The organism is Donghicola eburneus, assembly GCF_900115865.1.
Lineage (GTDB): Bacteria > Pseudomonadota > Alphaproteobacteria > Rhodobacterales > Rhodobacteraceae > Donghicola > Donghicola eburneus.
The window spans coordinates 175,733-194,927 of sequence record NZ_FOXY01000006.1; the positions used below are offsets into that span (position 1 = coordinate 175,733).

General features: G+C 57.8%; 23 protein-coding genes. 17 read left to right on the forward strand and 6 right to left on the reverse strand.

The features are described 5' to 3' along the window. The first annotated feature begins 13 nt into the window (after positions 1-13). Complete coding sequence (locus BM225_RS12420; protein ID WP_092464668.1) at positions 14-985, forward strand: glutathione S-transferase family protein; 972 nt, start codon at positions 14-16, stop codon at positions 983-985. A 54-nt stretch (positions 986-1,039) separates the two neighbouring features. On the opposite strand, the gene BM225_RS12425 is transcribed toward BM225_RS12420, so the two are convergent. Then, complete coding sequence (locus tag BM225_RS12425; RefSeq protein ID WP_092464670.1) at positions 1,040-1,588, reverse strand: exonuclease domain-containing protein; 549 nt, start codon at positions 1,586-1,588, stop codon at positions 1,040-1,042. A gap of 144 nt (positions 1,589-1,732) precedes the next feature. On the opposite strand from BM225_RS12425, the gene BM225_RS12430 reads away from it, so the two are divergent. From BM225_RS12430 to BM225_RS12460, 7 genes are all read left to right on the forward strand, one after another. Then, entirely contained in the window at positions 1,733-2,176 is a 444-nt protein-coding gene (locus BM225_RS12430; RefSeq protein WP_245780480.1) for a rhodanese-like domain-containing protein, read from the forward strand. A gap of 74 nt (positions 2,177-2,250) precedes the next feature. Further along, positions 2,251-2,532, forward strand: coding sequence for a DUF6525 family protein (locus BM225_RS22150; RefSeq protein ID WP_092464672.1), 282 nt, complete (start codon positions 2,251-2,253; stop codon positions 2,530-2,532). Between the two features lie 117 nt (positions 2,533-2,649). Continuing rightward, positions 2,650-3,141 carry a DUF3299 domain-containing protein gene (locus BM225_RS12440; protein ID WP_092464674.1) on the forward strand — a complete coding sequence of 164 codons (492 nt, stop codon included), beginning with the start codon at positions 2,650-2,652 and terminating at the stop codon, positions 3,139-3,141. A gap of 381 nt (positions 3,142-3,522) precedes the next feature. Next, on the forward strand, positions 3,523-3,732 hold the full coding sequence (locus BM225_RS21605) for a hypothetical protein (protein WP_072702916.1): 210 nt from the start codon (positions 3,523-3,525) through the stop codon (positions 3,730-3,732). 171 nt (positions 3,733-3,903) lie between these two features. Continuing rightward, the gene (locus BM225_RS12450) at positions 3,904-4,551 is read left to right on the forward strand and encodes a MotA/TolQ/ExbB proton channel family protein (protein WP_245780481.1); all 648 of its coding nucleotides are present in this window, start codon (positions 3,904-3,906) and stop codon (positions 4,549-4,551) included. A 1-nt stretch (position 4,552) separates the two neighbouring features. Next, positions 4,553-4,936 (forward strand): ExbD/TolR family protein, encoded by a 384-nt coding sequence (locus tag BM225_RS12455; protein ID WP_092464680.1) that lies wholly within the window; start codon positions 4,553-4,555, stop codon positions 4,934-4,936. A gap of 4 nt (positions 4,937-4,940) precedes the next feature. Further along, positions 4,941-5,354: an ExbD/TolR family protein gene (locus BM225_RS12460; protein WP_092464682.1), complete on the forward strand. Its 414-nt coding sequence runs from the start codon at positions 4,941-4,943 to the stop codon at positions 5,352-5,354. A gap of 6 nt (positions 5,355-5,360) precedes the next feature. Here the strand turns inward: BM225_RS12460 and ybaK are convergent, their stop codons facing one another. Further along, entirely contained in the window at positions 5,361-5,828 is a 468-nt protein-coding gene (gene ybaK / locus BM225_RS12465) for a Cys-tRNA(Pro) deacylase (RefSeq protein WP_092464684.1), read from the reverse strand. 153 nt (positions 5,829-5,981) lie between these two features. Here ybaK and BM225_RS12470 point away from each other — a divergent pair, with 153 nt between their 5' ends. From BM225_RS12470 to BM225_RS12480, 3 genes are all read left to right on the forward strand, one after another. Next, on the forward strand, positions 5,982-7,382 hold the full coding sequence (locus BM225_RS12470) for a dihydrolipoyl dehydrogenase (protein ID WP_092464686.1): 1,401 nt from the start codon (positions 5,982-5,984) through the stop codon (positions 7,380-7,382). Positions 7,383-7,413: 31 nt separating this feature from the next. Beyond that, the gene (locus tag BM225_RS12475; protein ID WP_092464688.1) at positions 7,414-7,812 is read left to right on the forward strand and encodes a hypothetical protein; all 399 of its coding nucleotides are present in this window, start codon (positions 7,414-7,416) and stop codon (positions 7,810-7,812) included. A gap of 119 nt (positions 7,813-7,931) precedes the next feature. Beyond that, a complete protein-coding gene (locus tag BM225_RS12480) occupies positions 7,932-8,663 on the forward strand; it encodes a Crp/Fnr family transcriptional regulator (RefSeq protein ID WP_092464690.1) in 732 nt (243 codons plus the stop codon). Between the two features lie 4 nt (positions 8,664-8,667). Here BM225_RS12480 and BM225_RS12485 read toward each other — a convergent pair whose 3' ends face one another. Continuing rightward, a complete protein-coding gene (locus tag BM225_RS12485; protein ID WP_092464692.1) occupies positions 8,668-9,294 on the reverse strand; it encodes a LysE family translocator in 627 nt (208 codons plus the stop codon). 663 nt (positions 9,295-9,957) lie between these two features. Between BM225_RS12485 and BM225_RS12490 the strand changes: the two genes are divergently transcribed. Further along, on the forward strand, positions 9,958-10,647 hold the full coding sequence (locus tag BM225_RS12490) for a metal-dependent hydrolase (RefSeq protein WP_092464694.1): 690 nt from the start codon (positions 9,958-9,960) through the stop codon (positions 10,645-10,647). A 16-nt stretch (positions 10,648-10,663) separates the two neighbouring features. On the opposite strand, the gene BM225_RS12495 is transcribed toward BM225_RS12490, so the two are convergent. Beyond that, the gene (locus BM225_RS12495; protein ID WP_092464696.1) at positions 10,664-11,659 is read right to left on the reverse strand and encodes a LacI family DNA-binding transcriptional regulator; all 996 of its coding nucleotides are present in this window, start codon (positions 11,657-11,659) and stop codon (positions 10,664-10,666) included. Positions 11,660-11,846: 187 nt separating this feature from the next. On the opposite strand from BM225_RS12495, the gene BM225_RS12500 reads away from it, so the two are divergent. The 5 genes from BM225_RS12500 (at position 11,847) to BM225_RS12520 (ending at position 17,021) form a co-directional block, all read left to right on the forward strand. After that, positions 11,847-13,148 carry an extracellular solute-binding protein gene (locus tag BM225_RS12500; RefSeq protein ID WP_092464698.1) on the forward strand — a complete coding sequence of 434 codons (1,302 nt, stop codon included), beginning with the start codon at positions 11,847-11,849 and terminating at the stop codon, positions 13,146-13,148. A 70-nt stretch (positions 13,149-13,218) separates the two neighbouring features. Beyond that, complete coding sequence (locus BM225_RS12505) at positions 13,219-14,100, forward strand: ABC transporter permease subunit (protein ID WP_092464700.1); 882 nt, start codon at positions 13,219-13,221, stop codon at positions 14,098-14,100. Positions 14,101-14,110: 10 nt separating this feature from the next. Beyond that, positions 14,111-14,974 (forward strand): ABC transporter permease subunit, encoded by an 864-nt coding sequence (locus BM225_RS12510; protein WP_092464702.1) that lies wholly within the window; start codon positions 14,111-14,113, stop codon positions 14,972-14,974. An 11-nt stretch (positions 14,975-14,985) separates the two neighbouring features. After that, complete coding sequence (ugpC, locus tag BM225_RS12515; protein WP_092464704.1) at positions 14,986-16,023, forward strand: sn-glycerol-3-phosphate ABC transporter ATP-binding protein UgpC; 1,038 nt, start codon at positions 14,986-14,988, stop codon at positions 16,021-16,023. Beyond that, a complete protein-coding gene (locus BM225_RS12520) occupies positions 16,020-17,021 on the forward strand; it encodes an endonuclease/exonuclease/phosphatase family protein (RefSeq protein ID WP_092464706.1) in 1,002 nt (333 codons plus the stop codon). The genes ugpC and BM225_RS12520 overlap by 4 nt, the downstream gene beginning before the upstream one ends. Here the strand turns inward: BM225_RS12520 and eutC are convergent, their stop codons facing one another. After that, positions 17,022-17,768 (reverse strand): ethanolamine ammonia-lyase subunit EutC, encoded by a 747-nt coding sequence (gene eutC / locus BM225_RS12525; protein WP_092464708.1) that lies wholly within the window; start codon positions 17,766-17,768, stop codon positions 17,022-17,024. Then, positions 17,765-19,150, reverse strand: coding sequence for an ethanolamine ammonia-lyase subunit EutB (locus BM225_RS12530; RefSeq protein WP_092464710.1), 1,386 nt, complete (start codon positions 19,148-19,150; stop codon positions 17,765-17,767). The genes eutC and BM225_RS12530 overlap by 4 nt, the downstream gene beginning before the upstream one ends. Between the last annotated feature and the right edge of the window lie 45 nt (positions 19,151-19,195).

Here is a 19,195-nt window from a genome sequence, read left to right on the forward strand (position 1 = left end):
TTCGGAGGCTGACATGCTTGTAGATGGAAAATGGAGCGCGGACTGGCAACCGGTCCAGAAGGCCGATGAAAAGGGACGCTTTGTCCGTCAGGTCTCGGGTTTTCGTAACTGGATCACCCCTGATGGCAGCGCAGGCCCGACTGGCGAAGGCGGGTTTCCGGCCGAAGCTGGCCGCTATCGCCTGTACGTTGCGTTCATCTGCCCTTGGGCATCGCGGACCCTGATGGCGCGCAAGCTCAAGGGACTAGAGGACATCATCCCCGTCACGGTCGTGAACCCGACAATGACTGATCAGGGCTGGTCGTTCGGTGGCTACGAGGGCGCAGACGAAGACCCCCTGTTCGGGTCGGAGTATATCCACCAGATCTACACCCGCGCCGATCCGCACTACACAGGTCGCGCCACAGTGCCTGTACTGTGGGACACCCAGCGCAATGTGATCGTGAACAACGAAAGCGCCGACATCGTCCGCATGTTCGATACCGCGTTCGAGCACATGGTCCCGTCTGATCTGCGCCTGTATCCCGAAGATCTGGCCGGAGAGATCGACGATCTGAACGCCCGCATCTACGACAAGCTGAACAACGGCGTCTACAAAGCAGGCTTTGCCAGCAGCCAAGAGGCCTATACCGAGGCGGACGAGGGCGTGTTCGAGATGCTAGACGAGTTAGAAGAGCGTCTGATTGGCGACTTCCTGTTCGGCGATCGCCTGACCGAGACCGACTTGCGGACGTTCGTGACCCTGATCCGGTTCGATGCGGCCTACCACGGATTGTTCAAAACCAACCGTCGCCAGATCGCAGCATACCCGCGCCTGTCGGCTTATCTCGAGCGGATTTTGCGCCTGCCCGGAGTGATCGACACCGTGAACATGGATCACATCACGCGCGGATATTACTCGATCAAGGCGCTGAATCCCAAGCGCATCCGGCCCACTGGGCCGGCCCATATTACCAAGCTGCTAGACGACGTTCGCGCGGCCTAAGCCATTTTCATCAAGCGTCGCGCCTCCGATCCTGTCGGGGGCGCTTTTTTATGATTAGTCCGCGCGGCGACGCTCTGCGTGCAAGACGACTTCGGCGGCGGCGCGGGCGTCTTCTTCGGCATCATGGTGCGCGAAATTGAGCCCGAGATAAGTCTTCAGATTACCGAGCCCATGCCCGCCATTGCCCCGCAGTTCCGGCCAGGCGCGGCGGGCCACAATCAGGCTATCCATCCACTTCCAATCGGGCGGTGTAATGCCCGCCAACCCGCAAGCGGAGTTTACTGCGCCTTTGTCGAAGTGGCTGTGTTGATACACTGTAAATCCGTTCAGCATGCCGCTCAGTAACGGCAGTACGTCAGGGAAAACTGGTGCTCCGACAACTGTGCGCGCCGTGATACCATGGATGCGCGTGCAAGACCAATCCTCCGTCAACGGATCAATATAGGTCGACCACGTCTCGATGCTGTTGTCAGGGCGGACACCCGCGATGCCGATCTGACATATGCTGCTGCGCTGGCGGTTGGCTGTCTCGACGTCCAGCGCAAAGAACCGGAACGCTCCTGCCAAAGGAGGTGCCTTGGGTATGGCAGCAGTTAGGTGCATCGGCTTGTGGGTCCTTTCGGCTTTGCTGATGGCCCAGACATTTCAGAAAACTGGAGTGTCGGAAAGGTCCGAGTGACTGAAGGCTTGAATAAATTCAAATAATGGAATACGAATGCCGAAATTTAAGATGAAATGGATCAGGCCATGACGAAGATGTTGTTCATCGCCGTACTTTTCCTTGGGGGGGCGACTTATGCCATGATGTCCATGCGCGCGAGAAGCATGCCCGAGAATGTGAGTCTTGCGCAGCTTTCGGGTGCCGAGTTGGAGAATGATCCAGATCTGCTTGTCGTCGACATTCGGACGCCGGACGAATGGAAGCAAACGGGCGTGGTTCGTGATGCTCTGCTCGTCACGTACACGGGACCAGAAGCCTTTATTGAAGCTGTGAATGCGCGCAAACTGCCGCAGCAAAAGATCACGCTGATTTGCCGTTCTGGAAGTCGTTCGTCTAAGGCGGCGCGCCAGATCGCAGAGATGGTGGAGGGTGACGTCATCGACGTTGCGGGCGGCATGACCCGCGTGCTGCGCGAAGGCTACCGCGCGGTGAAACCGACCAGAGAGATGGGCTGCGTTGTTTGCGACTAAGCGCGTCGACTATCTCTGGCTTGAAGATTGTGTAATATTATAACATAACTTTCCTGCATAATGTAGGAGAGCCTATGGCCGCCGTTACGAAGCCCAAAAGAGCAGGAAATCTGGGAGCGACCCAACAGAAGCTGCGCTCCCGATCAACAGATCCGATGCTGGCGTATGACCGCTTACCCCCAGAATTGCGAGCATGGATGGCGGGGGCTGCACTGCCTTGGTCGCCAAAGTCATGCCTCGGAATTTGGCGCCGCGCCTTGCGCGAGGGTGCCTCGCTAGAGCAAGCTTTGCAGAGACTGAACCGAGCAGAGCAATCCGCGTTGCGTCGAGAACGGCCGCCGGCCCGCGTCGCGTGACCATATCTGATTGTGGACTAAGGGCTTTCTGAAATGTGAAGCGCGAGATGTTCCAAGCCTTTGTCAAAGGCGATAAGAATAGTCCCGAGACTGCGCTGCCGAACAGGGGAAATTGACATGCTTCGAACTTTCATGCGGGCGCTCGTCCTTTCTCTTGCGTCCACGAGTGCGCTCAGCGCCGCGCCAAAACAGGTCACTTGGGATGATCTGATCGCGCCCGGTGCGCCGTATTCGGAAATCGTCGGCGATGGGGTAATCGATTTCGAGAATGATAGGTGGAAGCCGGAGTTCGACGAAAACGCAAACCAGATGAACCCTGCCTTGGATGGCACGGACATCCGTATTCCTGGCTACATTTTACCCGTCGAAATTGATGCCGAAGGCGTTCATGGTTTCATCCTTGTCCCTTATGCGGGGGCATGCGTGCACACACCGCCGCCGCCGCCCAATCAGGTGGTCTATGTGACAACAGAGACCCCGTGGCGCGCCGACAGCATGTGGGACGTTGTCTGGGTCGAAGGGGCGATGGCGATCAAGCAGCAGTCAACCGAACTTGCCGAAATTGGGTACGAGCTGACGGCGACTCAGATCGAATTTTTCGACGAATGATCGGCTGACATGTGCAGCGATCATCGGTTTCGCTGCGTTTTTACGCAGCGTCGTGAAAAAATTTTCTCATCAGGTAAAATTTTTATCTGCACTTCCACCACCACAGATACCTGCCGGTCTGGAGTGCTTTTATAGGCTGGTGCCATCGTGGCGCATTCATGTGCCTCCGTAAAACCTTTGGTTTCATTCAAAATTATCGAGATATTCCAAATTCCGCCTCGACGATGGCGAAAGTCGTTGGAATATATAAGAAAAGTTGACGAAATACCCAAAGATTGAGGGGGTGACGCTTTGTCGGGGTCTGTGGTCCAAAGATAGAATTGCCGTTCATTCAGCGCCAACTATTCTGATTATAGCAAACATCAGTGGGAGGTGGAGAAAGTGCCAATCAACAGACTTTTGAACTCCGACGAGCAGTGGAAACGGTTCTGTGACACGCTCGCGGACAACCTGAAATCGGTAAACGGTAAAGACCGCCGGATGAAGCTGCTCCTTGCGCTGGGCAAGGTCGGCGAAACGGAGCGGAATTTGTTCCAACCAGCGGCAAACCCGCAGACCAGAGGAAGTCGTGGGTCCTTCCACGCACATTAAGCGTCGAAACCCAGAAATTGGAAACGTGTACAGATCATCGCTTGCTTGCCGCAGGCGATCATCTTGCATTTTCGGATAGTTGATTTTTTCACTCGGGTTTAAACTTGACAGAATTAGTCGGTCTCTATTACGCCTGCCCAAAATATGATTAAGAAGGTGCGCGTGATGGACATGTCTGCAACTCTTTCGACCGAGCGACTGGCCGAACTGACTGAATTTATTCGCCTTGGTGGGCCTTCTATCTGGGCGTTGGCGTTGCTGTCTGTGCTGACCTTGGCGCTCATCTTATGGAAGGTTTGGCGACTGATTGTGAGCGGCGCATGGAGCGGTGGCAGCCGGACCGAGCGGGCGCTAAACCTGTGGCAAAGTGGTGCAGAGGCCGAAGCGATTGATCTGCTGACTGGCCGCAAGGGCGTCCGTGCGAAATTGGTGCGAACCGCCATGCTATCGATGAAACAGGGGCCTGATGCAGAAACCGATGCCCGCGAAGAAACTGAGCGTGTGGCGCGCTTGCTGTTGTCCGATCTGCGGTCTGGGTTGCGACCACTGGAATTGGTAGCGACGATTGCACCGCTGCTCGGACTGCTGGGGACGGTTCTCGGGATGATCTCGGCCTTTCAGGCGTTGCAAGAAGCGGGCAGCCGCGCGGACCCCGCCATGTTGGCCGGCGGTATTTGGGAGGCGCTGTTGACCACAGCTGCGGGCATGGCAGTTGCGATTCCTGCCTCCGTTGCTTTGACATGGTTCGAGTCTGTGGCTGATCGCCTGCGGTTGCAGCTCGAGGACGGTGCAACGCGTGTCTTCCTAGCCGCGCATTAAGATGTTCGACTTTGCCCAACCCCGCCGCAAGCGGACCCCCAGTCTGACGCCAATGATCGATGTGGTGTTCTTGCTGTTGGTGTTCTTCATGCTGGCCTCCCGCTTTGGCATCGACATGGAAATCCCGCTGAACTTGGCGGGGCAGGGGGCGGAGCGTGCGTATTCTGGTCCGCCGCGTCTGGTGGACATCACTCCTGAGGGCGTTCGCTTGAACGGTCAGACAACAGACCCAGAGCGTTTGGCCAGCCAGATTGAAGCGCTGACGGAAAGCCCCGAGGACACGATTGTGCTGCGGTCCAAGGATGGCGCGGACGTGCAGGCGGTGGTGGCGGTGATGCAATCCTTGTCCGAGGCAGGTTTTTCTCGGCTCGTGTTGGTGGAGTAGTCAGATGCAGTTCGAAATGCCTGCGCAACGGCCGCGCTCCGAGAGTGTCGTGCCCATGATCAACATTGTCTTTCTTTTGCTGATCTTCTTTCTCATGACGGCGCAGATCGCACCCCCCGCCCCCTTTGAGGTGACCCCGCCCGAGGCAGAGAACGAGACCCCGGCCGAGGGCACCTTTACGCTGCATATCAGTCCTGAGGGCACGCTCGGGTATGCTGATGCCGAAGGCGACAGCGCGCTAAAGGCTTTGGCGGCGGCGCGTGAAAGCCATTGCCAAGAGGTTGCCTGCGATGAGACGGGCCCCGTGCTGCTTTTACGGGTTGATGGCGCCGCGGACGGCGCTGCGCTGGCCAAGCTGATGGGGCAAATCGGTGAGACTGGGTTTCAGACTGTGAAACTCGTCACCCGCGCGAATTGATTAACCCTATCCGATCAGGTCCGCGTACTTTGCGTTCAGCTGATCGATCGCCGTCTGGGGCGTCAGCTCGACCATGACTCCACGTTGGCCTCCGTTCAGAATGATACGCTCGTGATCCAGTGCACTTGAGTCGAAGGCGGTCGGCACGCGCTTTTTCTGGCCAAAAGGGCTGATGCCGCCCACTCGGAAGCCTGTCAGGCGCTCGGCCTTCGGGACCTCCATCATCTGCGCAGACTTGCCGCCCAATGCGCTCGCTGCACGCTTCATCTTGACTGACGCGGCGACGGGGATCACCACGCATCCGGGTTTGCCATCCACTTCGACCATCAAGGTTTTGAACACCCGCGCTGGATCGGCGCCGATCGCATCTGCGGCGTGCTCGCCGATCTGATGACCGCCCTCATAATCATAAAGATGCACGTCATAGATGATTTTAGCTTTGTCCAAGGTCTTGGTCGCGGGGGTGGCAGTCATTACGGGCTCCTGCGGCTGACCCGTCGATAAAACGCGAAACCCAAGCGAAGGAAAAGGCGAAACTGAATCATGTATCACAGGGAACTTGTCCCATGCCGCACCCGTTGACCTACCGAGATACATGGGCCGCGCGAGCGACCGGAAAGGTTCCCAATGAGTGTTCTAGAATGTGATGTTGCCATCATCGGTGCTGGCACAGCTGGACTCGCGGCTGAACGGAATGCACGGCGCCACGGTGCGCACACGATGCTGATTGACCCCTATTTCGCGGGGACCGTTTGCGCGACGGTTGGGTGCATGCCTTCAAAGCTTTTGATTGCGGCGGCCCGCAGCGCCGAAGGTGCGCGCCAAGCGGATGAGTTTGGCGTCATGGTCGGTGAGGTGCAGATTGACGGGCCCGCTGTGATGCAGCGTCTGCGCTACCATCGCGACCGGTTCGCGCGTGCGACCCGCAAGAGCTTTGCCGATTTGCCCGATGGGACCTGCATCGAAGGGCGGGCAACATTCACTGGGCCGTCAACGCTGTCCTTGGACAATGGCGACCGGATTGAAGCCAAGGCAATCGTTATTGCAACCGGATCGGCGCCCTCGGTGCCGGAGCCTTATCAGGGTCTTGGGGACCGTGTTCTGACCAATCACACGATCTTTGAGTTAGAGGATTTGCCAGAAAGCCTTGCCGTCATCGGTGGCGGCGTCATTGGTGTGGAGTTGGCGCAAGCAATGGCGCGTCTGGGGGTGCGTGTGAGCCTGTTTGATGCAGAGACGCGGCTGGCTCAGGTGCGTCATGATGGGGTCCACGACGCTCTCAAAAGCGCTCTGATGGAGGATTTGGACCTCCACCTCGGCGTGACACCATCGCCAGAAGAGGCGGACGAAGGCATCCGGCTCAGTTGGAACAACCAGTCCGAAGTGTTTGACCGTGTGCTGGTTGCGACAGGCCGACCGCCGAGCATGGATGGATTGAATCTAGAAGTGACGGGTCTGACGCTAGACGACCAAGGCATGCCCAAAATTAACCCGGACACCATGCAGTGCGAGCACAGCGCGATCTTTGTTGCGGGTGACGCGAATGCCGCGCGGCCCGTCTTGCACGAAGCGTCTGACGAGGGCGGCATTGCGGGCTTAAACGCGGCGGCGCATCCTGCTGTGATCCAGTCCGCGCGGTCTGTCGTCTTGACGATGACATTTACCGAACCAGCGCTTGTATCCGTTGGGACAGGACCGGACGACGTGGATTTCAGCGCGATTGCCGACTACTCGAGCCAAGGTCGTGCGACGGTCGAGGGCGAGAACCAAGGTCTGGCGGTGCTCTATGCATCTGCTCCTGACGGGTGTCTTGTGGGCGCCGATTTGTGCTGTCCGGGCGCCGAGCATTTGGGCCATCTAATCGCTTGGGCGGTGACCAAGGAAATGACGGCTCACGACCTGCTGTCGATGCCCATTTATCATCCGACTCTGGAAGAGGGGCTAAAGCCCGCATTGCAGGAAATTTGTAACGCCGCAAAGGTTTCGATCCGCAACGATCGTGACACCGGTGTTCCGTCCGGCGGCTGACCCATCATGCGGCAGGGTGTCGCTCTGCGTCATGTTATCCGATTACCTCGTTGAAATGGCGGTGTTAATTCAACGTATGGTGTTTTGCTTTATACGATTCCGCGCTTTCGCGCTGACAGCGCTGCTGGCCTTCGGGCTGGTGAGCACTGCGTTTGGCCATCACTTCGCGTCCGCCGATGATCAGGCGCTCGCAAGCTTCTACCAATCTATCGGAGCAGAAGACTCTTTGTGTGGGGACGATCTGCTGTCGGGCAAGGCCAAATGTAATGCCTGCCGCTTGGTGTCAGCTTTTATTTTGGCTGAACCCATTCCTTCGCCAATTGCAACGACCCTGCGGTACGAGCGGCAAGTCTACCTGCCGCGACTAGAGCGCGCCGCGCTTATGGGGGGCTATGCGCTACCCCAAACAAGGGCACCGCCGCGCGCCTAGAGCACGTGCTACTCCTAGGCCGCGCCAGCGCTGCTGCGTTCGGGTCTTAGAGAGACCAGAATTTTCCATATTTTCGCGCCGTGTAGGGCGCACCTTCATTCTATTTTCAGGATATTCCTATGAATGCTCTGACACCGCTGTCCGAAGCGACAGCTCTCCCGTTGACGTGCGCTGGGCTTTTGCCATTCGATCATCCCCTGTTCGCGGGTCTTCCTCTTTCTGACATCGCAGAGATTGCAAGCGTGATGTCATGCTATCGCTTTAAGGACGATGCTCTGATCGCTGCAGATGATGTGCCTTTGGTCGGGATCATTCTAGCCGGCGCTGTAGCGCGGATTGCAAAGCAGTGGGATCAGGTCAGCACGGTCGGGCTACTACTGCCGAATGACTTGTTAATCCTTGAGGGTCCGCGCACAGCAGCGATCCACCCAGAGGCTGTGGGCCTGACAGAGATCTTGGGATGCTCTGCGCCAGAATTTGACGCCTTGTTGCGGCGGTTTCCCAAGCTGCAGCTGAATTATCTGGATCTTGTTGCGTCAGAATTGCAGGCCACCCGCGAGTGGTACACCTTGCTCGGGCGCAAGACCGCGCCAGAACGCGTAGCCACTCTGATCCTAAAGCTGTCGCGTCATTCCGATCATCCGGACAGCCCTGTGATTGATTTGCGTCTGACACGCGATCGGATCGGCACCCTGTTGGGGCTCAAGATGGAGACTGTGTCGCGCCAGATCAGAGCATTCGCGAAGTTGGGGATTATAGCATTGTTCAGCCCGACAAAGATCGAGGTGCTCGACCACGGGGCCTTGATGCATGCGACCGGAGACGTTTGGCGCGAGAAAACGATGCTGTGATATGCTAGCGCTGCGATGTCGCCAATTTGACCGCTAGGCTCAGAAAAACGACGCCCGCAGCGCGGTTCAATAGGGTTTGCCCCCACGGCGATCCCCGAAGCCAGCGGCTGAGACCGCCAGCCACGAGAGAAATGGTTGCAAAAGATGCAAACGCGCAAAGGATGAACAGGCCGCCCAACAGCATTATTTGTCCGGCGACGCTGCCGCGAGACTGAGCAGTAAATTGCGGTAGGAACGCAAGAAAAAAGATCGCAACCTTGGGATTGGTCAAATTCATAACCACACCGCGCAAAATCATCGCCTTGGCTGAACGTTTGGCGATCCCCATGTTCGCCAGCCGTTCGGGTTTCGCGCGCAGGGCTTGGTAGGCGAGATAGACCAGATACGCGGCGCCCGCGTACTTTAGCAGACTAAAGGCCATCTCGGACTGTTGAAAGATTACCGCGACGCCCATCGCGACGGCTACCGTGTGGCCCACTAACCCGAGGCAAAGCCCCACTGTCACGAGGATGCCATCCCGCGACCCGCAAAGCGCCGATTGCGTCAGAACAAACAGATTGTCCGGTCCGGGTACCCAAGCCAGAAGCGTGGCAATACCGATGAAAGTCAGGGCAACGTCGTAGGTCAGCATAGCGCGGACCGTCTCATGCCGGCCGTCTCAGCGCAAGCGTGCTCCCGTTTAAGGCGCGCAGTGTTTCGGCGTTTGTTGAGTTCGGCACACCTTTATCGTGTATCTGTAACATCACTTTTGCGAAATTTGATTCGTTCGGATGCAGTTGCGTTCTGGCTCGGCTGCGGAGAAGTTGACGCGCAATGCCCTTACGCCAACTTTTGCCGCGAAAAGTAAACGGATTCCGCTGAATTTCTCGCCGGAAAATGTATCGGGTGCTTCAGCTTTTTTGATGAAATAGTTGCGATTATTTTAAATAATAAAATAAATACAGTGTGTTAAGTGTAATTTTTGTAGGTATGGTATGGAATACCTTACTATCCTAAATGATACCAAGTTATTACCAAAAAGTTAATTCAGGTTTCGGCACGCAACGTTTTTTAGTGTCTCTTGTTTGTCAGTCCGTCGTCATACTGTCTCGTCCTATACAGTTTCGGACAATTTATTTCATGACGTTGACCGGTCGCCAACTTAGTTGGTGGCCGGTTTTTTATTGGGCGCGGACGGCTGTTTCTGATGGGATTACGAAGCCTGCAATCGCCTCTGGGTTGTTCTCCATCAGATCGGACTTGCTTGCTTGTGGCAGTGCGCTAGCCTCGGCATGAACCTGTTTCGGAGGATGATATGAAGATCACGTGGTTAGGGCATTCTGGTTTTCGATTGGATATCGCGGGGCAGTCCCTGCTGATTGATCCGTGGCTTGCTGGCAACCCGAGTTTCCCCGAAGAGCGTCGGGCTGACGCGCTCAATGGTGTGACGGGCATTTTGTTGTCTCATGGCCATGGGGATCATGCTTCGAATGTCATCGCTATTTCCAAAGAGCTCGGGGTGCCGGTCTACTGCATTCACGAACTGTCGAATTGGCTCGCGGGTCAAGAGGTCGAGGTCACCGGATTTGGCAAAGGGGGCACGGTGAAGATCGGCGATGTCTCAGTCTCTATGGTGACGGCGGTTCACTCTTCGTCCATCGATTTCACCGATACGCCACTATACGCGGGTGGCGAAGCTGGCTTCGTTATCAAGGGAGAGGGGCACAGCATCTACTTCTCCGGCGATACCGATGTGACGATGGAGATGGATATCATCGCTGACCGCTACAAACCGGACGTGGGGATCTTGTGTGCGGGCGGCCATTTTACCATGGATATGGAAGGCGCGGCCTACGCAGCAAAACGGTTCTTTGACTTCAAGACTGTGATCCCCTGCCATTACGGCACCTTCCCGATTTTGGAGCAATCTGCGCAGCCGCTGATCGACGCTTTGCCCGGCGTTGATGTGCGGGTGATGACCGTGATGGAGCCTGAGGACCTGTGATACCTGTTTGATTTGGTCAATGTGTGGCGCGGAGGATGACCTCCGCGTCGAGCCAGATCATTTCTGAAGCCTTGGCGGGATCGCTCTGTCGTCGGTCTAACAGGTCGAGAATCGATGAAACCAGGCCGTTGATCGGGTTGCGCAGGGTTGTGAGTTGGATCGATGGCCATTTTGCCATGCTAATGTCGTCAAAGCCGATGACAGAGATATCCTCGGGGACAGTTCGCCCGCGCTCGCGAAGCGCGCCCAACGCGCCGATAGCCATGGCGTCATTCGCGCAGATCAGCGCGTCGAGAGCTGCGCAATTTGGCAGAGACATTACCGCATCGTAGCCGCTTTGGACGGTAAACGCGCCAGTCGCATCGGCGTGCAGCGCGAGGCCCGACATGTCCAAAGTTTCGATCACGCCTGACTTGCGTTCAGCCGAAGCACCAAAACCTGCAGGCCCGCTGATGTATCCGAACCGTGTGCGACCGCGCTGGATCAGAAGCTCTGTGCCCTTCGCCATGGCTTCCTGATTACGGCAACAGACATTATCGACTCCTGCGGCGTCCAGAACGCGCCCGCTGGCGATCACGGGGATCCCCAGTTTGCCGCAGGCTTCGGAGATGTCGGTGGACAGGCTGCCGGACCGCAAGATCATTGCTTCCAGCGGATACCTAAGGACATTGTTGACGGCATCGCGCGCTGCGTCCCCGCTGCCACCGATCACGATCGGCCATTTTCCTGCTTCATTCAGGCCGCTGATCAGCTTGGCCGCGACCTCTTTGTCGTACTCATTGGCCATTTCCCCCACGAAAATCGCGATCAGATTAGAGCGGCGCCCTTGTAAGCCTGCGGCCATGGCATTTGGGCGATATCCAAGCTCTTGGGCCGCGGCCTCTATCAGCGCGCGCTTGGCGGGCGCAAGATAGGCGCCTTCCGTAAAGGCGCGCGATACCGCAGAGCGGGACACCCCAGCCCGTTTGGCGACATCGGCAGCGGTTACCCTGCGTTTCGCATCACTGTCCATTTTTGGCCTTTTGGAAAAACTTCGTCGTTCCGACATCTAGCCGTTACATGTGGCGATTATGTGAACACGTGTGCACATCGGGGGCAAGGTCGCAAAAGGCCAGCACACCGTGTGGGCAAAACCGTTGCGCCCATTGGGACGCAGCCCTTTTGACCGCCCTGCGGGGCATAAAAACCGGATGAGTTCAATGAAGCGTCTTTCCATCGTCTCCAGCCTCGCGCTGATGCTGGCCTCGAACGCGGCTTTCGCGGAAACCCAAATCACTTGGTGGCACGCCATGGGCGGTGCACTGGGAGAAACCGTTAACCAGATCGCGACCGACTTTAACAACAGCCAGGACGAGTACACCATTACCCCCGTCTTCAAGGGTTCATACGAAGAGACCCTGACCGCTGGTATCGCTGCGTTCCGCGCCGGCGAGCAGCCCAATATTATGCAGGTGTTCGACGCGGGCGCCGCGACTGTCATTGGTGCCAAGGGCGCGACCATTCCCGTTCAGGACCTGCTGACCCAGAATGGCGTCGCGTTCGACATCAACGACTACATCTCGGGCGTGCGCTATTTCTATGCCGATGCGGACGGCAAGATGATCGGCATGCCCTTCAACTCGTCCTCGCCCATCATGTACTTCAACGTAGACGCTCTGGCAGCGTCTGGCGTCGAAGCCCCCAAAACTTGGGAAGAGTTCGAAACCACCACCGCGCCCGCTCTGATCGAAGCAGGTTACATCCCGCTGGCACAGTCGCACTCGCCTTGGATTTTCGTCGAAAACTTCATGTCGCGTCACAATCTGCCGTTTGCGACGAACGACAACGGCTACACCGGCAGCGACACTCAGATCCTCGTCAACAGCGACGAGATGAAGATGCACTGGACCAACGTCAAAGAGTGGCTGGATGAGGGTAAATACGCTTGGTACGGCGCGTCGTGGGACGATAACCAAGCCCCCTTCGAAGAAGGCAAAGTGGCTATCTGGATGGGCTCTTCGGGCTCGTTCGGCGGTCTGATGCAGAAAGATCTGCCCTTCGAATTCTCGGCCACCTATCTGCCCTACTGGGAAGAAATCACCACCGAGCCGACCCAGACCTTTATCGGAGGCGCGTCGCTGTTCGCGATGGCTGGCAAGTCGGACGAAGAGAATGCCGCAACCGCTGCGTTCTTTGAATTCCTGACCTCGCCCGAGGTTCAGTATATGTGGCACCGTGAAACCGGCTATGTTCCGATCACCACCGCAGCCTACGAGTTGGCAAAAGAAGACGGCCACTACGACCGCTTCCCCGCTGCCGAAGTTGGCATCCAGCAGCTGTCGCTGGCGTCGGGCGAGAACACCAAAGGCTACCGCATGGGCTTTTACCCCCAGATCCGCGACGTGATGAACCGCGAGTTCGGCCGCATCCTGACCGACGAAACCTCGGTAGAGGCGGCGTTCGAAACCATCGAAACCGAAGCGAACGAGCTGCTCTCTCGCTTTGCGATGACCCAGAATTAATCAACCTGACAGCTCCAGAGGTGGCCGCGAGTATGCGGCCGCCTCTTTTGTTCATACGTACGGAGGGCTCATGAAACGCGCCGGATTTTCCGACCGTTGGCTGCCGGTTCTGTTCCTGCTGCCCCAGCTGACCATCATCGTTATTTTCTTCTACTGGCCTGCCGCCCATGCGGTCCGATCCTCGTTCTTCCTGCAGGACCCCTTCGGGTTTGGCGAAACCTTTGTGGGGATCAAGAACTACACCATGCTGCTGGACTCCGCGTCGTACCTACGGGCGGCATGGTTTACGGTGATCTTTGTGACTTTGGTGACGTTCCTGTCCCTGGCCATCGCGCTCTTGCTGGCGGTCAAAGCGGACAAAGTCATTCGCGGGGCCAAGACCTATCGCACGCTGCTCATGTGGGTCTACGCGGTTGCGCCCCCCGTCGCCGGTGTGATCGGTCTGGTGCTGTTTGACCAGTCGTGGGGCCCGATCAAGGATTTCGTCGCGCAGTTCGGCTGGGATTTTCGCCTCGGGGTGAACTATTTCGACACCGCCTTCACGCTGGTCGTCATGTCGGTATGGAAGCAGCTGCCGGTGAACTTCATCTTCTTCCTGTCGGGCTTGCAGTCCATTCCGCGTTCGGTGCGCGAGGCCGCGCTGATCGACAACCGCTCTGCCGCTGGCCGGTTCTGGGATGTGACCTTCCCGCTCCTTGCGCCGACTGGCTTCTTTTTGTTGATCATCAACATCACCTACGCGCTGTTCGACACCTTTGGCATCTTTGACACCACGTTCAAAGGCGAGCCCGGAAACAACCCAATGACCCTTGTGTACAAGGTCTATCTGGACGGTTTCCGCGGCAATGACCTTGGCGGCTCGTCCGCGCAATCGGTGATCCTGATGGTGCTGGTTCTGGCTCTGACCATCTTCCAGTTCCGCATGGTTGAACGCCGCATCCACTATACCTGAGGACCCCCAGATGTCTGTTTCAACACGTCGTTTCCGCTGGTCCGCGGTATTGGACCACTCCATCCTGATCATCGGATCGCTGATCATGATCCTGCCCGTGGTGATGCTGCTGCAAATGGCCTCGACCACGGACGTCCACACCATGAAGAACGGTCCGGGTCTGGGTTTCGGCGACCAGTTGCCCGTGAACTTCGATAAGGCCATGTTCAAGGCCGACGGCTTTTCGGGCGAAAATACCGGCCTCAGGATGCTGTATAACTCGATGATCCTTGGCTTCGGGTTTGCCATCGGCAAGATTGTCATCGGCATGATGGCCGCCTACGCCATCGTCTACTTCCGGCTCAAGTTCGCCACGCTGGCCTTCTGGGTGATCTTTACCACGCTGCTCCTGCCGCTCGAGGTCCGCATTCTGCCCTCCTACGAGATCGTGCAGAAGCTGGGGATGCTGAACACCTACCAAGGGCTGATCATTCCGCTCATCGCCTCGGCCACGGCGACTTTCTTCTTTCGGCAGTTCTTCCGTTCCGTCCCCGAAGAATTGGTCGAAGCCGCCCGCATTGATGGCGCGGGGCCAATCAAGTTCTTCGTTGATATTCTGGTGCCACTCTCCCGCACAATGGTCGCAGCGATGTTCATCATCATGTTCGTCTACGGCTGGAACCAATACCTGTGGCCCACCATGATCACCACGGACGAGGGCATGTACACACTGGTCCGCGGCATCAAGCAGATCACCCAAGCGCTCGAGGGGACAAACCTGCCGGAATATGGCCGGTCCAACCTCTTGGCTCTGATCGCGATCCTGCCCCCCGTTCTAATCGTCATTTTCTTCCAGAGCTGGTTCGTCAAGGGCCTCACGGAATCCGACAAGTAAGGAATTTTCCCATGGCACAGGTCAAACTGAACGCTGTCCGCAAAACCTATCCCAACGGGTTCGAAGCGGTGAAACCCGCCAGCTTTGACATCGCGGACGGCGAGTTCGTGGTGCTGGTCGGCCCCTCTGGCTGCGGCAAGTCCACGATGCTACGGATGATCGCGGGTCTCGAAGACATCAGCGCAGGCGAGCTTTCGATTGGGGACAGCGTGGTGAACCACGTGGACCCCGCCGACCGGGACATCGCGATGGTGTTCCAGAACTACGCGCTGTACCCGCACATGACGGTCCGCAAGAACATCGGCTACGGGCTGAAGAACCGTAAAATCCCCAGCGCCGAGATTGACGCCAAGGTGGCAGAGGCCGCCAACATGCTGAACCTGAACGACTATCTGGACCGCAAGGCCAGTCAGTTGTCGGGTGGCCAGCGCCAGCGCGTCGCGATGGGTCGCGCCATTGTCCGCGACCCTGCACTGTTCCTGTTCGACGAACCTCTGTCGAACCTAGATGCCAAACTGCGCAACCAGATGCGGATCGAAATCAAGGCCCTGCAACGTCGCCTCGGTGTCACCGCCGTCTATGTGACCCACGATCAGGTCGAGGCGATGACCATGGCCGACCGCATCATCGTGATGAACGGCGGCGTAATCGAGCAAATTGGTACCCCGTCAGAGGTGTACCACAGCCCAGCATCGACCTTTGTCGCCAGTTTCATGGGGGCACCTCCGATGAACCTGTTCGATGGCCACGCAAATGGCTCCGAGGTCCATGTGGGCAGTACCCCGCTGCATCGTCATGCCCATCAGGGCAAAGTCACCGTCGGCATTCGCCCCGAAGACATTGTACCCGATGTCACCGGTCCCTTGGCGATCCACGTCAACATCATCGAAGAGCTAGGCGCCCATCGTTTGCTGCATGGGCACACGGCAGAGCAGCCCGTCACCATTCACGTTGCCAAAGACTACCCCGCCGCTATCGGCCCGATGACTGCGTCGATCAAACCCGATGCTGTCTCGCTCTTTGACACAGCGACGGGGCGCCGCCTGTGACCCGCGTTGTTGATGTTTTGCCCCCGGCGACGGAGGCGCAGATTGATGCAATCCGGATCGCCCCGCGTACCGCTACGGCGCATCGCGCCTTACTCGCTGATCTGGACTGTATGCACGCGGTTCAGGTGGGCGGGCAGGGGCCTTCGACCCCTTTGCCTGCCGATCCGCGCATCATCGCGTGGAATGTAGAGCGTTGCCTCTTTCCCAAAGAAACAGCGGCCCAAGTGGCTGCGCACGGGGCCGATATCGCCCTGTTGTCCGAAGTTGACTGCGGCATGGCACGCACCCAGCAGCGCCACACCACCGCCGATATGGCTGACGCGTTGGGGATGCACTACGCTTTCGGGGTGGAATTCCTTGAGCTTGGGCTTGGCAGCCCCACGGAACTTGAGTTCTGTGAAGATGATCATAATGCGCGGGGTTGGCATGGTAACGCGATCCTGTCACGCACGCCTTTCAAGCGTGTAGAGATGCTTCGCCTCGATGATCATGGCCATTGGTTTTGCCCTGATTTCGGCGCGGACCCTGGACAGCCGCGCGTTGGTGGCCGGATGGCGCTCATGGCGGTGGTTGACACAGAGACAGGGTCGCTCTGCGTTGTCTCAACTCATCTGGAAAGTAATGCGGGCCCTGAACATCGAAAGGAACAGTTCGACCGATTGCTCGATGCGATTGACCGTTTTGCGCCTGATATGCCGGTAATCATTGGCGGCGACCTAAATACTGGAAACCACGTCCCGCCCGACTATAGCTGGCAGTCTGAGACTCTGTTTGCGGGGGCAGAGGCGCGCGGCTACTCGTGGTCCGGTACGCCAGAAGGCATGACCACGCGTCCCAGCCTGATCACGCGCCATCCCGAGCGCCGGATGAAACTCGATTGGTTCGCAACGCGTGGCCTGCAAACTACTGAGAGTGTCTTGATAGCGTCTGATGCAACTGGCCAAGCTCTATCCGATCACGACGCTGTATTGTGTCGCGTGACCCGCGAAGCCGTTTGATCAATCGGGACTTGGCAGGGCGACACCGCTGCGACCTGCCACGCGGCTTTGGTCGAACAAGGTCCTGATCAAATCGGCTGCAGCGCCTGTTTCCATCCCGCCCTTGCGAATGTTGGACACGCAGTAGCGCTCCGAATCCCGCGTGTCTACTCGGGGCTTCCAAGTCAGATAGGCGCCCAAAGAGTCTGCTGCAGACAGTCCTGGCCGTTCGCCGATCAGTGTGAGCACAGCCTTGGCCTTGAGGGCCAAGGCGATCTTGTCACCAGTTGCGACACGTCCATTCCTCAGCAAGACGGTGCCGAGCTTTAGGTCATTCGGTAGCCGCTCTGTGAGCGCCTTGATCAAGGGAGCGGCATTTTGGTTCACGGCAAGCGATGACAGCCCGTCGGCCACAACAATACACAGGTCACATTCCGTGCCTGCTTGCTCCAAAGCATCTTGCGAGGCTTCGGATAGGACACGGCCAAGGTCCGGACGTGTGAGATATTCCTCGCGCGACGTGACCGCCGACTCCGCGATAAGGGGCCATGGACCATTGGCGAATGCTTGGGTCAGGCCATCGATATCGAACTCAGACGAGATCGCATCGCGGGCTTTGGCGTGATCCAAGGCGAACCGCAAAACGGTCTTGGTGGGCTGTGCCGCCCCAGCTTGGCCGAGTCCGATGCGCGCGTCCGTGAATCGCTTCAGACGCTCCAGCGTGTCTGGGCTGAAGATACGGCGGGGCAGATCAGAGGGAGTGCTCATTGCGCCATCTCCAGTAAATGACCAGCGCTGCCCTGTAGCCAAGTTTGCGCTCCGGTCGTGCGACCTTGGGCGTCGATAATATCTTTCTCAGCCAGCCATTTCGCGAACTCTGGCGCCACGGTCAGGCCCAGAGTTTCGCGTAGTTGCGCCAGATCGTGATGAGACAGACTCTGATAATTCAGCATGATGTCGTCCGCGCCCGGCACGGTGATCACAAAGTTCACACCCGCATTCGCCAGCGCGTGTAGCAGTATATCCATGTCGTTTTGATCCGCTTCGGCATGGTTGGTGTAGCAGACGTCAACGCCCATCGGTACACCTAGCAATTTACCGCAAAAGTGGTCTTCGAGCCCTGCTCGAATGATCTGCTTGCCGTCGTACAGGTACTCTGGCCCGATAAACCCGACCACAGTATTCACCAGCAGACAGTCATAGGCCCTTGCGACTGCATAGGCGCGGGTTTCCATGGTTTGCTGATCCACACCGTGATGCCCGTTCGAAGACAGCGCCGCCCCTTGGCCTGTTTCAAAATACATGACGTCCTGCCCTACCGTTCCACGGTTCAGGGCGCGCGCGGCCTCTTGCGCTTCGGTCAGATGAGCGAGGGTGACCCCAAATCCGGCATTTGCGGCTTCGCTGCCAGCGATGGATTGGAACACCAGATCCACTGGCGCACCAAGGTTCATCGCCTCAATCGCGGTTGTCACGTGTCCCAGCACACAGGATTGAACCGGCATATCAAAGGCAAGCCGCAGTTCGTCCAGCATGCGCGCGGTTCGAATGTATTCGGTGATGCCGTCGGTGGCAGGGTTCACTCCGATGACTGCGTCACCAGAGCCATAGACCAGCCCGTCTACCGCACTGATCGCGATCCCCAAAGGATCGTCCGTCGGGTGGTTCGGCTGGTTCCGGCCCGCGATCGTGCCCGGCAGGCCGACTGTGGTGCGGAACGCTCGCACCACCTGAATTTTTCGCGCGACCGAGATCAGATCGGCATTCCGCATTAGCTTGGACACGGCTGCCGCCATTTCGGGTGTCAGCCCCCATGCAATAGAACTGATCTGAGCCCCGTCAGCGCCCAACAGCCATTCCCGAAACTCCCCTACGGTCAGGTGCGCGATTGGGGCATAGGCCGCTGGATCATGTTGTTTCACTATCAGATCGGAGACGTCGTCCTGAATCTCGGGGATCAATGCCTCGTCCAAAAATGCCTTGAGCGGCAGGTCTGCCAAGCAATACTGCGCCGCGATGCGCTCCTCGGCGCTTTGGGCGGCGATCCCTGCCAGAACATCGCCAGAGCGGTGCGGCGTAGCGCAGGCCATCAGACGGCGGAGGTCGTCGAACGTCCAGCGGGTTGCGCCGAATGTGTGAGAGTAGCTCATCGGAGGGTGTCCTGCTGTCTGTAATTTCGGCCAGAGTGTTAGGGC

Excerpts from the sequence above, each read along its gene's own strand:
- BM225_RS12420 (WP_092464668.1), top strand. The coding sequence starts at position 14 with ATGCTTGTAGATGGAAAATGGAGCGCGGACTGGCAACCGGTCCAGAAG.
- BM225_RS12425 (WP_092464670.1), bottom strand. The coding sequence starts at position 1,588 with ATGCACCTAACTGCTGCCATACCCAAGGCACCTCCTTTGGCAGGAGCG.
- BM225_RS12430 (WP_245780480.1), top strand. The coding sequence starts at position 1,733 with ATGACGAAGATGTTGTTCATCGCCGTACTTTTCCTTGGGGGGGCGACT.
- BM225_RS22150 (WP_092464672.1), top strand. The coding sequence starts at position 2,251 with ATGGCCGCCGTTACGAAGCCCAAAAGAGCAGGAAATCTGGGAGCGACC.
- BM225_RS12440 (WP_092464674.1), top strand. The coding sequence starts at position 2,650 with ATGCTTCGAACTTTCATGCGGGCGCTCGTCCTTTCTCTTGCGTCCACG.
- BM225_RS12450 (WP_245780481.1), top strand. The coding sequence starts at position 3,904 with ATGTCTGCAACTCTTTCGACCGAGCGACTGGCCGAACTGACTGAATTT.
- BM225_RS12455 (WP_092464680.1), top strand. The coding sequence starts at position 4,553 with ATGTTCGACTTTGCCCAACCCCGCCGCAAGCGGACCCCCAGTCTGACG.
- BM225_RS12460 (WP_092464682.1), top strand. The coding sequence starts at position 4,941 with ATGCAGTTCGAAATGCCTGCGCAACGGCCGCGCTCCGAGAGTGTCGTG.
- ybaK (WP_092464684.1), bottom strand. The coding sequence starts at position 5,828 with ATGACTGCCACCCCCGCGACCAAGACCTTGGACAAAGCTAAAATCATC.
- BM225_RS12470 (WP_092464686.1), top strand. The coding sequence starts at position 5,982 with ATGAGTGTTCTAGAATGTGATGTTGCCATCATCGGTGCTGGCACAGCT.
- BM225_RS12475 (WP_092464688.1), top strand. The coding sequence starts at position 7,414 with ATGTTATCCGATTACCTCGTTGAAATGGCGGTGTTAATTCAACGTATG.
- BM225_RS12480 (WP_092464690.1), top strand. The coding sequence starts at position 7,932 with ATGAATGCTCTGACACCGCTGTCCGAAGCGACAGCTCTCCCGTTGACG.
- BM225_RS12485 (WP_092464692.1), bottom strand. The coding sequence starts at position 9,294 with ATGCTGACCTACGACGTTGCCCTGACTTTCATCGGTATTGCCACGCTT.
- BM225_RS12490 (WP_092464694.1), top strand. The coding sequence starts at position 9,958 with ATGAAGATCACGTGGTTAGGGCATTCTGGTTTTCGATTGGATATCGCG.
- BM225_RS12495 (WP_092464696.1), bottom strand. The coding sequence starts at position 11,659 with ATGGACAGTGATGCGAAACGCAGGGTAACCGCTGCCGATGTCGCCAAA.
- BM225_RS12500 (WP_092464698.1), top strand. The coding sequence starts at position 11,847 with ATGAAGCGTCTTTCCATCGTCTCCAGCCTCGCGCTGATGCTGGCCTCG.
- BM225_RS12505 (WP_092464700.1), top strand. The coding sequence starts at position 13,219 with ATGAAACGCGCCGGATTTTCCGACCGTTGGCTGCCGGTTCTGTTCCTG.
- BM225_RS12510 (WP_092464702.1), top strand. The coding sequence starts at position 14,111 with ATGTCTGTTTCAACACGTCGTTTCCGCTGGTCCGCGGTATTGGACCAC.
- ugpC (WP_092464704.1), top strand. The coding sequence starts at position 14,986 with ATGGCACAGGTCAAACTGAACGCTGTCCGCAAAACCTATCCCAACGGG.
- eutC (WP_092464708.1), bottom strand. The coding sequence starts at position 17,768 with ATGAGCACTCCCTCTGATCTGCCCCGCCGTATCTTCAGCCCAGACACG.
- BM225_RS12530 (WP_092464710.1), bottom strand. The coding sequence starts at position 19,150 with ATGAGCTACTCTCACACATTCGGCGCAACCCGCTGGACGTTCGACGAC.